Raw genomic sequence first — 12685 nt, 5'->3', positions numbered from 1 at the left:
ATCGGAGGTAGTCAATCTAATACTTAGCCGATATAACAAGCTTCCCCCACTGTACGCTTCCCGGGATTCGCGGCAACCTTGACTGATGGCGTACGAGCCGGCGGGCAAGCGGGTGTTGATCACGGGCGCCTCGTCGGGATTGGGCGCGGCCCTGGCCCGGCGGCTGGCCGGCGGGGGCGCGGTGGTCGGGCTGATCGCGCGCCGCCGGGATCGGCTGGCCGAGGTCCTGGCTGACTGCCGCCGCGCAGCCCCGGGGTCGGCGATGTGGGTGGCCGACCTGGCCGACACCTCCGCGCTGCGCGACCTGGCGGCGGCCGCCTGGGCCGAGCTCGGCGGCATCGACGTGCTGATCAACAATGCGGCCACCCCGAAGCGGCGGCCGGTCACCGCGCTCGATGCCGACGAGGTCGAAGACGTCATGCGGGTCAACTTCTTCGCCCCCGTGCGCCTGACGCTGGCCCTGTTGCCGCGGATGCGCGAGCGCGGAACGGGCATGATCGTCAACGTGTCCAGCGTGGGCGGCCGGCTCGGGATAATCCACGAAAGCGCCTACTGTGCAAGCAAATTCGCGCTATGTGGGTGGAGCGAGGCGATGGCCGTGGACCTGCACGGCTCCGCGATCTCGGTGAAGCTGATCGAGCCGGGCCCGGTGGACACCGAGATCTGGGACCACCCGGGCAGCGAGGAACCCCTCTACCGCGGGCCCAAGGTCGCCGCCGAGGAAGTGGCCGACGGGATCATCGCGGCCCTGAGCGACGAGAAGTTCGAGCACTACCTTCCCGACATGAAGGCGGTCGTCGACGCCAAGAACGCCGACCTCGACGCGTTCATCGCCGGAGCGGCCGGGATGGCTGCGCCATGAGGGCACTGGTCTACGGCGTGCCGCCGGAGCCCTTCGAGGTCCCCGAGCGCGCCAACGCGCTGGCCCAGAACCTCGCCCGCACTCCGACCGCACTGCGCGAGGTACCGGATCCGCAACTGCCGCACGGGGATTGGGTGCTCACCCGGCCGCGGCTGACCGGCATCTGCGGGTCGGACTCCAAGCAGATCCTGATGGACTTCGGCGAAGGCGACGCCGACAACGCCATGTCCGCGTTCTGTTCGTTCCCGCAAGTCATGGGCCACGAGGTGGTCGCCGACGTCGTGGCGCTGGGCCCGAGGGCACGCGGCCTGCAGGTGGGGCAGCGGGTGGTGCTCAACCCGTGGCTGTCCTGCGGGCCGCGCGGCATCGCGCCGCCCTGCCCGGCGTGCGAGGCCGGCGACTACAGCCTGTGCTGGAGCTTCACCGACGGCGACATCAAGCCCGGCATCCACATCGGCGTCTCGGCCGACGTGACGGGCGGCTACGCCGAATTGATGCCCGCCCACGACAGCATGCTGTTCGCCGTGCCGGACTCGATTCCCGACGAGATGGCGGTGTTCGCCGACCCGTTCTCAGTGTCCCTGCACGCGATCACCCGCCACCCGCCGCCCGACACGGGCTCGGTGCTGGTGTACGGGGCCGGTTCGCTGGGGTTGTGCGCGGTGGCGATCCTGCGGGCGCTGTATCCCGGTGTGGCCGTGGCGGTCGTGGCCCGCTTCGGCGCCCAGGCCGAGTTGGCGCGCCGGTTCGGCGCCGCCAAAGTCCTTGCGCACGAGCCGCGTTCGGACCTCATCGAAGAGCTCGTGGCGTGGGGCGGTGGCCGGTTGCGCCGGCCGCTGCTGGGTCTGCCGATGGCCCACCCCGGCGCGGTCGATGTCGTCTACGACACGGTCGGCAAGCCCGAGACCTTCGAGGTGGGCGTCCGGGTCCTGCGCTCGCGAGGGACCCTGGTGAAGGCCGGCGTCCACGCGCCCGGCCGCTGGGAGGACAGCCCGCTCTACTTCAAAGAGATCTCCCTGGTGGGCTCGAACGCATTCGGCGTCGAGGAGGTCGACGGGCAGCGCAAGCACGCCATCGCCCACTACCTCGACCTGGCCGGCGCCGGACACATCGACCTGCGCCCGATGCTCACCCACACCTTCGCGTTAGAGCGTTGGCGTGACGCGTTTTTGGCGATCGCCGATCAGGGCGAGAGCGGCGCGGTGAAGGTCGGGATCGATCAGCGCTAGGCGTTGGCGCGCAGATAGCCGTAGACCGCGGCGAAGTTGCGGTTGACGTCCTCGGGGATCGGCACCGGGCCGCCGAGAGCGCGTGCGCCCCAAACGATTTGGGCGGTACGCTCCACCAGCGCGGTGACGTGCAGGACCTTGTCCGGCCGGGGTCCGACGGCCACCAGCCCGTGGTTGGCGATCAGCGCGGCGGCGCGGCCCTCGAGTGCGGAGACCGCGTTGGTCCCGACGTCGGGGGTCCCGGACGCGGCGTATTCGGTGCACCGGACGTCCCCGCCGCAGTACACCGCGAACTCGTCGATGCAGGCCGGGATCGGCTCGTGGGCGATGGCGAACATGGTGGCCCACACCGGATGACTGTGAATGACGCTGCCGATGTCGTCGAAGGCCCGGTAGCAGGCCAGGTGCAGCTGCATCTCCGAGGACGGCGACCGGCCGTCGGCCGCCTGCAGCACGGAGCCGCCCGGGTCGACCAGCACGAGGTCGTCGAGCTGCATGTCGCGGTAGTCCACCGACGACGGGGTGATGACGATGTTGCCGTCGGCGCGGCGCGCCGAGATGTTGCCTGCGGTGCCCTCCACCAGGCCCCGGCGCAGCATGTCCTTGGCCGCGTCCAGCACCGCGGTCTCCGCATTGTCGACGCATTTCACGGACGTCATCGCCTCAGCACCTCCGGGTTGACGATATGGGCGGGCGCGTCGCCGCTCAACAGCGCTTCGAGGTCGTCGGCCACCATCTGCGCCTGCCGGGCCTCGGTGTTCCAGGTGGCGCCGCCGATGTGCGGTGTCAGCACGACGTTTGCCATCCCCACCAGTGGATGGTCGGCCGGCAGCCATTCGCCGACGAAGTGATCCAGGCCCGCGGCGGCCACCTTGCCCGCGACCAGGGCGTCGACGAGCGCGTCGGTGTCGTGCAGCTGGGCGCGCGCGGTGTTGAGGAAGACCACGCCGTCGCGCATGGCCGCGAACTGGGCGGCGCCGATCATGCCGGCGGTGTCGTCGGTGACCGGCGCGTGCAGGGACACGATGTCGGCCTCGGCCAGCAGCTCGTCGAGGCCGTGGCGCGCGTCGGGGTTGTACGGGTCGTGGGCGATGACCCGCAGGCCCAGCCCGGACAGCCGCCACTGAGTGGCGCGGCCGACGGCGCCCAGGCCCACCAGCCCGGCGGTGCGCCCCGCGATCTCGCCGCCGCGGAAACGCTGATAGGGGATGCTGCCGTCGCGAAAGATGTTGCCGCTGCGCACATCCGCGTCCGCCGGCAGCACGTGGCGGGTGGCGGCCAGCAGCAGGGCCACCGTCATCTCGGCGACGGCGTCGGCGTTGCGGGCCGGGGTGTTCAGCACCGGGATGCCGGCCGCGGTGGCCCCGGCGACGTCGACGTTGTTGGGGTCGCCGCGGGTGGAGGCGATCGCGCGCAACCCCTGGGCGAACACCGGGCCGCGCACCGAATCGCTTTCCACCACCACGATTTCGGCGCCCTCGCTCGCGATCCGTTCGGCCAGCTGCTCGGCGCTGTAGATGCGCAGCGGGGTCTGTTCGATCCAGGGGTCATAGATCACGTCGGCCAGCTCCCGGAGCTTGGCGAAGCCCGGCCCCCGCAGCGGCGCCGTGACCAAGGCGCGCGGTTTAGACGTCACGAGTGCCAATGCTGGCGTACGGTGACGCGCGTGTCACGCAAAGACGTCACAATCGGCATCGACGTCGGCAGCACCGCGGTCAAGGCGATAGCCGCCGACGCCGACGGCAACGTGACGGCGCGGGTGCGCATTCCCCACGAGCTGCGGGTCCCGGCGGCCGACCGGCTCGAGCACGACGCCGACGCGGCGTGGCGGCGGGGGCCGTCGGCGGCCCTGAACGAACTGGCCCACCGGACCGATGCCGCGGCGGTGGCCGTCTCGGCGATGGTGCCGTCGATGACCGCCGTCGACGCCGCGGGCACGCCGATCACGCCCGGGCTGCTGTACGGCGACGGCCGGGGCCGTACCCCCGGCGGCCCGGGCCCACAAGCACAGCCGCTGCCTGCGCTGGGCGAGGCCGCCGAGTTCTTGCGCTGGACCGCCGCCCAGGCGCCCGAGGCCGCCGGCTACTGGCCCGCGCCGGCGGTGGCCAACCACGCGCTGGCGGGCCAGGCCGTGATCGACATCGCCACCGCCGCCACGGCGTTCCCCTTGTTCGACGGGACCGGCTGGGACCCCGCTGCGTGCGCCGAGCGGGGCGCGCGCGCCGAGCAGCTGCCGCGGGTGGAAAGCATGGGAGCCGTCGTCGGGCAGGTGCGCGGCACCGGCGCCGCGCTGGCCACCGGCGCCATCGACGCGCTGTGCGAACAGATCGTGGCCGGCGCCGACCGCGACGGCGACGTGCTGGTGATGTGCGGCACCACGCTGATCGTGTGGACGACCATTTCCGAGGCCCGGCAGATGCCCGGCCTGTGGACCATTCCCCACACCACGCCCGGCAAAAGTCAGATCGGCGGGGCGAGCAACGCCGGCGGGCTGTTCCTCGGCTGGGTGGATCGCGTTGTGGCACAAGCGGATCCGACGGCCGTCGAACCCGGCCGCATCCCGGTGTGGGCGCCCTACCTGCGGGGTGAGCGCAGCCCGTTCCACGACCCGGATCGCCGCGGCATGCTCGAGGCGCTGGATCTGACCCACGACGCCGCCGCGGTGCGGCGGGCCGCCTACGAGGCGTCGGGCTTCGTGGTGCGCCAGCTGATCGAACTGAGCGCCGCGCCGGTGTCGCGCATCGTCGCGACCGGCGGTGGCACCCGGGTCGGGCCGTGGCTGCAGGCCATCGCCGACGCCACCCGGCGCCCCGTCGAGGTGTCCGCGGTGGCGGAGGGGGCCGCGCTGGGGGCGGCCTTCCTGGCGCGCATGGCGGCCGGGCTGGAGACGACGATCGCCGATGCGGCCCGGTGGGTGCGCACCGAGCGCATCGTGGAGCCCGACCCCGCCTGGGCGGCCGCCGTCGAGGACCGCTACCAGCGGTTCCTGCAGCTGGCAGACCGCCGGTGTAGCGCGGTGGCACCACCGCCGTTCTGATATGGGGTGCTGCTTTGTCAAGTGGCAGGGTGAAGCGGCGGCCACGACCGTCGTCGCGGCCGCCGCTTCGTTTGGCCCGATAGAGTTTGACGCGGCGTCGTGTCGACGCTGGGTCAGTCTGATATGCGCGGGTTGGTTACCGCAGGACGGGACTTTCGGCATGAGCGGTTCGCTGGTCTAGGGTCGAGGGTAGATGCGTTGCGCTGCAATGTATCTCCTCATAGAACTGACGCGTGTCGCTCAGTCAAACGCTTTGCCTGCGTCGTCGACTCTGTCGGGACAATTGTGGTTACTTAGCCGTCGAGAACGGCCACCGACCAGCACCAGCCGGCCAGTTCACGAGCGATCGCGGCGTTGGCGATCACTGGCCGTTTGTGACGCTGATCGAAGCGGACCCAGCGGGTATGCAGGCGTCGATTGGCGGCCTGACTGCGCGCCCGCAGGGCAGGTGTGGCCGTCGCCCAGCGGCGTCGCAGACGTTGGCTGGGCCGGTAGGGCTTGCGGTGGTGCCAAGCCGACTCGATCAGCAATCGACGGACATGACCATTGCCGGTCTTGGTCAGCCCGCCCTGAGCGCGTGTATCGCCAGAGGAATACTCCGTAGGGACCAGGCCGACGTAGGCGCCGATCGTGCGGCCGGTGAAGCGGGTCCAGTCACCAATCTCGACGGCCAAACCGAATGCAGTCAGTGTGGAGATTCCTCGCAGGCACTGCAGGCGGCCGGCGACGCCGGTGAACTCCGAGTCGGCGGCCATCTCGGCGATCGCGTGATCGAGCCTGTCGCGGCGATCAACGGTGGCCAGCATCGCATCGAATGCGGCGTCAAACGCCGCCTGCTGGCCGACATTGCCGAACTGCTGTTGACGTAACCATTGTTCGTGTTTACTCGTCCAGGCTTCACCGCCGTGGTAGACAATCCCTTGCCGCAGAAGCAGTTTCGATATCCGGTGGCGCGCGCTCATCAGATCGCCGCGGCAATCCTCGCGAGCACGGACCAGATCTCGGGCAGACTCTTGGGCCGGCGAGGGAATCGCCACGGACACCACTTCGCCCAGATGAAGGAGCCGGGCCAAGTGCCGCGCATCACGCGCATCGGTCTTGACCCGATCGCCAGCGGGCCGGATCAGCTTCGAGGGCGCCAACACCTGGCAGTCGATCCCGGCCGCGAGCAAAGCCCGCGCCAACCCAAATCCCGTCGGTCCCGCCTCATACACCGCATTGACCGGCCCCGGCAACGACCGAGCCCACTCGAGGATCTCCCCGTGGTGCGGAGTCATCCGGCGCTCGATCACCTCGCCGGTCTCACCATCCAACGCACACCCGAACACCGATCGTGCGTGCACATCCAAGCCAACACTCGTACGCTGACGTATCACTGGGGCCTCCCAAATCTGTGGCTCTACCGGCCAGGACCCACTTCCTGACGGCAACCCACGATCACATTTGAGCGAGGCCCCAGCCCACCCATACCGTCTAGGCTGGTGCAATGACCGACCACGACCGCAAAGCCACCCGCCGAGAAATCGCCGACGCCCTGTCGAAAGCCGTGGAGCGGCGGCACGAAATCGCCGACGCCATCGTGGAATCAGAGAACAGGGCGGCCGCGGTCGAGGCGATCGTCCGGTTGCTCGACACGTCCCACCTGGCCGCCGAGGCGGTGATGGGCATGTCGTTCGATCAGCTCACCATCGACTCGCGGCGCAAGATCCTCGCCGAACTCGAAGACCTGAACAAGCAGCTGAGCTTCACCCTGGGCGAGCGCCCGGCGAGCTCGGGGGAGACCCTGGAGCTGCGGCCCTTCTCCGCCGCGACCGACCGCGACATCTTCGCCGTGCGCACCGAGGAGATCGGCGCGGCCGGCGACGGCTCCGGTGGGCCGGCGGGCAACGTGGACGACGAGATCCGCGCGGCCTTAGGACGCGTCGACGACGAGGAGGCCGCGTGGTTCGTGGCCGTCGACTCGGGCCAGAAGGTCGGCATGGTGTTCGGCGAGCTGGTCCGCGGCGAGGTCAACGTGCGGATCTGGATTCACCCCGATTACCGCAAGCGGGGCTACGGCACCGCCGCGCTGCGCAAGTCGCGGTCGGAGATGGCGTGGTGTTTTCCCGCGGTCCCGATGGTCGTGCGCGCGCCCGCGGCCAAACCCCCCGCCGAGCGCTAGGCGCGGGATCGCGGTTACGAGCCCAATGTCGCGGTGACCGAAACGATGTTGGGGTGCTGCGCCGTCTCATCGTCGTCGGGAAATTTCAGGCCGTAGTCGCCGAACAGGTCCCGGCGCGGCCGGGTGGTCACCTGCCACCCGCGGCCGGTGAGATAGTCGACGACGTTGCTGCGCTCGCCGTCGAAGAACAGCCCCGAAAGGTCGATGTCGCAGCCGACTCTGGCCCACCTGTCGTTGAACTCCCGCGCGCGTTGCGACATCGCCGTCCCGTTGTCGGGGTGATATTCGGTGGCCAGCTTGCTCCCGGGCGCGCTGAGCGCCGTGATGTTGTCGAAGAGCCGGTCCTGCGCGTCGGGCGGCAGGTACATCAGCAGGCCCTCGGCGCTCCACGCCGTCGGTCGGGTCGCGTCAAAACCGCTGCCGCGCAACGCCGCCGGCCAGTCCTCGCGCAGGTCGACGCTGACGGTCCGCCGGCCGGCGGACGGGGCGGCGCCCAGGCTGGCCAGGGTCGCGCTCTTGAACTCGACGACCTTGGGCTGATCGACCTCGTACACCACGCTGCCGGGCGGCCAGCCCAGCCGGTAGGCGCGAGCGTCGAGGCCGGCGGCCAGGATCACCGACTGGCGGATCCCGTCGCGGGCGGCATTGAGGAAGAAGTCGTCGAAGAAGCGGGTGCGCACCGCCATCGAATCGGTCTCCAGCGCCAGGTCCTTCGCGCCGCCTCCGGACGCCTCGTCGGCCTCGGACTCGGTGACCTCACCGTCGACCAGGCGGCGGAAGAAATCCAGGCCGACCGCCCGCACCAACGGCGCGGCAAACGGGTCGTTGATGATCGGATTGGTCCCCCCGCTGGCCAGCGCGCGGGCCGCGGCGACCATCGTGGCCGTGGCGCCGACGCTCGAGGCCAAGTCCCAGCTGTCTTGGTCAGTGCGTGTCATACTGCTCCCGAGTTACTTAGCAAGTGCAACGAGCCAGACGCACTCTACGCTCATCGCCTGACGGGTTGCTGTGCTTTTTCCTGCGCCCCGCGGCCGTCGCAACCGATGCCCGGTCGGAGCATTTCCAGCGGCCGCGGGAAAGGCCCTGACCGGACCTGACCGGACCAGCTGTTAGTCTCGTACACGGTTCGACGCGCGACGCCGTACGTCCTGGCCTGCGGGAGTTGGGCGCGTGATGCAGGAAACCCCCGGCTGCGCAGGAGGAAGAGTTGCTTTCCGCTTTCATCTCATCGCTGCGGACAGTCGACCTGAGACGGAAGATCCTCTTCACGCTTGGCATCGTCGTCTTGTACCGGGTCGGCGCCGCGCTGCCGTCCCCGGGCGTCAACTATCCGAACGTCCAGCAGTGCATCAAAGAGGCCAGCGGCGGCGCGGCCGGACAGATCTACTCGCTGATCAACCTGTTCTCCGGCGGCGCGCTGCTCAAACTCACCGTGTTCGCGGTGGGGGTGATGCCGTACATCACCGCCAGCATCATCGTGCAGTTGCTCACGGTGGTCATCCCGCGGTTCGAGGAGCTGCGCAAGGAAGGCCAGTCCGGCCAGGCCAAGATGACGCAGTACACCCGCTACCTGGCGATCGCGCTGGCCGTCCTGCAGGCCACCAGCATCGTGGCGCTGGCCGCCAACGGGGGGCTGCTGCAGGGCTGCTCCCTGGACATCATCGCCGACCAGAGCATCTTGACGCTGGTCGTCATCGTGTTGGTGATGACCGGCGGCGCGGCGCTGGTGATGTGGATGGGTGAGCTGATCACCGAGCGCGGCATCGGTAACGGCATGTCGCTGCTGATCTTCGTCGGCATCGCGGCCCGCATCCCGGCCGAGGGCAAAACCATCCTGGACAGCCGCGGCGGGATGATCTTCACCGCCGTGCTCGTCGCCGCGCTGATCATCATCGTCGGCGTGGTGTTCGTCGAGCAGGGCCAGCGCCGCATCCCGGTGCAGTACGCCAAGCGCATGGTCGGCCGGCGGATGTACGGCGGCACCTCGACGTATCTGCCGCTCAAGGTCAACCAGGCCGGTGTTATCCCGGTGATCTTCGCGTCCTCGCTCATCTATATCCCGCACCTGATCACCCAGCTGATCCGCAGCGGCAGCGGCGGTGTCGGCAACAGCTGGTGGGACAAGTTCGTCGGCAGCTATCTGTCGGACCCCAGCGACCCGGTCTACATCGGCATCTATTTCGGGCTGATCATCTTCTTCACGTACTTCTACGTGTCGATCACCTTCAATCCCGACGAGCGCGCCGACGAGATGAAGAAGTTCGGCGGGTTCATCCCCGGCATCCGGCCGGGCAAGCCGACCGCCGATTACCTGCGGTTCGTGCTGAGCCGGATCACCCTGCCGGGCTCGATCTACCTCGGCGCGATCTCGGTGCTGCCCAACCTGTTCTTGCAGATCGGCAATGGCGGGGCGGTTCAGAATTTGCCGTTCGGCGGCACCGCGGTTTTGATCATGATTGGCGTGGGCTTGGATACGGTCAAGCAGATCGAGAGCCAGCTCATGCAGCGCAACTATGAAGGGTTCCTCAAGTGAGAGTGGTTTTGCTGGGGCCGCCGGGAGCGGGCAAGGGAACGCAGGCGCAGAAGCTCTCCGAGAAGCTGGGGATCCCGCAGATCTCCACCGGTGAGCTGTTCCGCAGCAACATCGAAAACGGCACCAAACTCGGCCTGGAGGCCAAGCGCTACCTGGACGCCGGTGACCTGGTGCCCTCGGAGCTGACCAACCAGCTCGTCGAGGACCGGTTGAGCGATCCGGACGCGGCCAACGGCTTCATCCTGGACGGGTTTCCGCGGTCGCTGCAGCAGGCCAAGGCGCTGCACGAGATGCTCGAACGCCGCGGCACCGACATCGACGCGGTGCTGGAATTCCGGGTCTCCCAGGACGAGCTGCTGGCGCGACTCAAGTCGCGTGGCCGCGCCGACGACACCGACGACGTCATCCTGAACCGGATGAAGGTCTACCGGGACGAGACCGCGCCGCTGCTGGACTACTACCGCGACGAGCTCAAGACCGTCGACGCCATCGGCACCATGGACGAAGTGTTCGCCCGCGCGCTGCAGGCGCTGGGCAAGTAACAATGACCCCGCTGGCGCGGCTGCGGAGTCGCAAGGTGGTGCCGCAGCGCAGCGCCGGCGAACTCGACGCGATGGCCGCGGCGGGGGCGGTCGTGGCGGCCGCGCTGCAGGCCGTCCGGGCCGCCGCGGTTTCGGGAGTGTCGACGCTGAGCCTGGACGAGATCGCCGAATCGGTGATCCGGGACGCCGGAGCGGTGCCGTCGTTCCTGGGCTATCACGGCTATCCCGCGTCGATCTGCGCGTCGGTCAACGAGCGGGTGGTGCACGGAATCCCCTCGGCCGCAGAGGTTTTGGCGCCCGGTGACTTGGTATCGATCGACTGCGGCGCCGTGCTGGACGGCTGGCACGGCGACGCCGCGATCACCTTCGGGATCGGGATCCTGGATGCGGCCGACGACGCGCTGTCGCAGGCCACCAAGGAATCGCTGGAGGCCGGGATCGCGGCGATGGTGCCCGGCAACCGGTTGACCGACGTCTCGCACGCCATCGAGATGGGTACGCACGCGGCCGAGGCCCGCCACTCGCGGGCCTTCGGGATCGTCGAGGGCTACGGCGGCCACGGCATCGGCCGGCAGATGCACATGGACCCGTTCCTGCCCAACGAGGGTTCACCCGGGCGCGGGCCGCTGCTGGCCCCCGGGTCGGTGCTGGCCATCGAACCGATGCTGACGCTCGGAACCGGCAAGACCGCGGTGCTCGACGACCAGTGGACGGTCGTCACCACCGACGGCTCGCGCGCGGCCCACTGGGAGCACACCGTCGCGGTCACCGAGTCCGGCCCGCGCGTCCTGACGCTGGGAGCCTGAACGAGCCGCGATCGCAAGCGCGGCGAAGCCGGGCGCGGCGGGTCGCGGCCGTTGAACCTCGCCGCGATCGCAAGCGCGGCGAAGCCGGGCGCGGCGGGTCGCGGCCGTTGAACCTCGCCGCGATCGCAAGCGCGGCGAAGCCGGGCGCGGCGGGTCGCGGCCGTTGAACCTAGCGCCTGGTCGGCTCGTTTAGTCGGCAGGAGGTGATCGAGTGGCTCGTGTGGCTGGCATTCGGGGTGCGTCAGCGGCTGCCGAAGCCGCTCTGATGAAGGCGCTCTACGACGAACACGCCGCGGTTCTGTGGCGATACGCGCTGCGCCTGACGGGGGACACGAGCCAGTCCGAGGATGTGGTCCAGGAGACGCTGCTGCGGGCGTGGCAGCATCCCGAGGTCGTCGGGGACACCGAACGCTCGGCGCGGGCGTGGTTGTTCACCGTCGCCCGCAACATGATCATCGACGATCGGCGCAGCGCGCGGTTCCGCAACGTCGTCGGTTCGACCGACGTCTCGGGGGCGCCCGAACAGTCCACGCCGGACGAGGTCAACGCGGCGCTGGACCGGTTGCTGATCGCGGACGCGATGGCCCAGCTGTCCGCCGATCACCGCGCCGTGATCGAACGGTCCTACTACCGCGGTTGGACCACCACACAGATCGCTGCAGACCTCGGCATCGCCGAGGGAACGGTGAAGTCGCGACTACACTATGCGGTGCGGGCGTTGCGACTCACTCTGCAGGAACTTGGAGTTACCCGATGAGGGGCTCCGAATGCTTGAGGGGTGAAGGACATGGATGAAATGAACACGCCGGTGGCCGATATCGGCCCTCCCGAAGACCGCTACGCGATGTGGGATGCCGCATACGTGCTGGGATCGCTGTCGGCCGCGCAACGCCGCGAATTCGAGACGCACATGGCGCACTGCCCGGCCTGCCGGGCGGCGGTCGCCGACCTCAGTGGTGTGCCGGCCCTGCTGTCGCAACTGGACCGCGACGACGTGGCCGCGATCGACGAGTCCGGCCCGGCGCCGGAGATGTCCGAGGAGTTGCTGCCGTCGTTGCTGGCCGCGGTGCGGTGGCGCCGGCGCCGCACCCGGGTGGTGACCTGGGTGGCCTCCGCCGCCGCGGCCGCGGTGCTGGCGATCGGGGTGTTCGTCGGCCTGCAGGCGTGGTCGTCGACTCCGGCCCAGCAGGTGACCGTGTCGGCCGAGCCGATGGCGCAGGTGGGCACCTCGCTGCTGACCTCCAGCGTCCAGGTCAGCGGCCAGCACTGGGGGACGTCCATCACGCTGCGGTGCGTGTGCCTGGCCCCGCTGAACGCGCACCATGACACGTTGGCGATGGTCGTGGTGGGTCGCGACGGCAGCCAAACCCGGCTGGCGACATGGGTGGCCGTGCCCGGCCACACCGCGACGCCCGCGGGAGCGATCTCGACCCCGGTCGACCAGATCGCCGCCGTGCAAGTGGTCGCCGCCGACAGCGGCAAGGTGTTGTTGCAGCGTTCGCTGTAGAGATCGGA

General features: G+C 69.5%; 13 protein-coding genes. 9 read left to right on the top strand and 4 right to left on the bottom strand.

Annotated elements, in window-relative coordinates:
• Window positions 1–85 precede the first annotated feature (85 nt).
• Entirely contained in the window at window positions 86–862 is a 777-nt protein-coding gene (locus AC0KS4_RS20660; RefSeq protein ID WP_238956823.1) for an SDR family NAD(P)-dependent oxidoreductase, read from the top strand.
• Entirely contained in the window at window positions 859–2091 is a 1233-nt protein-coding gene (locus AC0KS4_RS20655) for a zinc-dependent alcohol dehydrogenase (RefSeq protein ID WP_238956822.1), read from the top strand. The genes AC0KS4_RS20660 and AC0KS4_RS20655 overlap by 4 nt, the downstream gene beginning before the upstream one ends.
• Here AC0KS4_RS20655 and AC0KS4_RS20650 read toward each other — a convergent pair.
• Both AC0KS4_RS20650 and AC0KS4_RS20645 read right to left on the bottom strand, forming a co-directional pair.
• Window positions 2088–2750: an L-fuculose-phosphate aldolase gene (locus AC0KS4_RS20650; RefSeq protein ID WP_238956821.1), complete on the bottom strand. Its 663-nt coding sequence runs from the start codon at window positions 2748–2750 to the stop codon at window positions 2088–2090. The genes AC0KS4_RS20655 and AC0KS4_RS20650 overlap by 4 nt on opposite strands.
• Window positions 2747–3727 (bottom strand): NAD(P)-dependent oxidoreductase, encoded by a 981-nt coding sequence (locus tag AC0KS4_RS20645; RefSeq protein ID WP_238956820.1) that lies wholly within the window; start codon window positions 3725–3727, stop codon window positions 2747–2749. Before AC0KS4_RS20645 ends, AC0KS4_RS20650 begins: the two co-directional genes overlap by 4 nt.
• A gap of 30 nt (window positions 3728–3757) precedes the next feature.
• Between AC0KS4_RS20645 and AC0KS4_RS20640 the strand changes: the two genes are divergently transcribed.
• Window positions 3758–5128, top strand: a complete 1371-nt coding sequence (locus AC0KS4_RS20640) for a xylulokinase (RefSeq protein WP_238956819.1) — start codon at window positions 3758–3760, stop codon at window positions 5126–5128.
• A gap of 293 nt (window positions 5129–5421) precedes the next feature.
• Here the strand turns inward: AC0KS4_RS20640 and AC0KS4_RS20635 are convergent, their stop codons facing one another.
• On the bottom strand, window positions 5422–6504 hold the full coding sequence (locus AC0KS4_RS20635; RefSeq protein ID WP_238956818.1) for an IS110 family RNA-guided transposase: 1083 nt from the start codon (window positions 6502–6504) through the stop codon (window positions 5422–5424).
• A gap of 110 nt (window positions 6505–6614) precedes the next feature.
• Here AC0KS4_RS20635 and AC0KS4_RS20630 point away from each other — a divergent pair, with 110 nt between their 5' ends.
• The gene (locus tag AC0KS4_RS20630; RefSeq protein ID WP_225328675.1) at window positions 6615–7289 is read left to right on the top strand and encodes a GNAT family N-acetyltransferase; all 675 of its coding nucleotides are present in this window, start codon (window positions 6615–6617) and stop codon (window positions 7287–7289) included.
• Window positions 7290–7303: 14 nt separating this feature from the next.
• Here AC0KS4_RS20630 and AC0KS4_RS20625 read toward each other — a convergent pair whose 3' ends face one another.
• A complete protein-coding gene (locus AC0KS4_RS20625) occupies window positions 7304–8227 on the bottom strand; it encodes a class I SAM-dependent methyltransferase (protein ID WP_238956817.1) in 924 nt (307 codons plus the stop codon).
• A 269-nt stretch (window positions 8228–8496) separates the two neighbouring features.
• Here AC0KS4_RS20625 and secY point away from each other — a divergent pair, with 269 nt between their 5' ends.
• The 5 genes from secY (at window position 8497) to AC0KS4_RS20600 (ending at window position 12677) form a co-directional block, all read left to right on the top strand.
• Window positions 8497–9822, top strand: coding sequence for a preprotein translocase subunit SecY (gene secY, locus AC0KS4_RS20620; RefSeq protein WP_163712281.1), 1326 nt, complete (start codon window positions 8497–8499; stop codon window positions 9820–9822).
• Entirely contained in the window at window positions 9819–10364 is a 546-nt protein-coding gene (locus AC0KS4_RS20615) for an adenylate kinase (protein ID WP_225328677.1), read from the top strand. Before secY ends, AC0KS4_RS20615 begins: the two co-directional genes overlap by 4 nt.
• 2 nt (window positions 10365–10366) lie before the next feature.
• Window positions 10367–11170, top strand: a complete 804-nt coding sequence (gene map / locus AC0KS4_RS20610) for a type I methionyl aminopeptidase (RefSeq protein ID WP_472408528.1) — start codon at window positions 10367–10369, stop codon at window positions 11168–11170.
• A 211-nt stretch (window positions 11171–11381) separates the two neighbouring features.
• The gene (locus tag AC0KS4_RS20605) at window positions 11382–11927 is read left to right on the top strand and encodes a sigma-70 family RNA polymerase sigma factor (protein WP_225328679.1); all 546 of its coding nucleotides are present in this window, start codon (window positions 11382–11384) and stop codon (window positions 11925–11927) included.
• 39 nt (window positions 11928–11966) lie between these two features.
• Entirely contained in the window at window positions 11967–12677 is a 711-nt protein-coding gene (locus AC0KS4_RS20600; RefSeq protein ID WP_238957386.1) for an anti-sigma factor family protein, read from the top strand.
• The last annotated feature ends 8 nt before the right edge of the window (window positions 12678–12685 follow it).

This window comes from Mycobacterium sp. NTMscope_MAC_12 (assembly GCF_976985675.1).
Note: the sequence above shows the minus strand (reverse complement) of the source record. Positions and strands in the feature narration are given on the sequence as shown.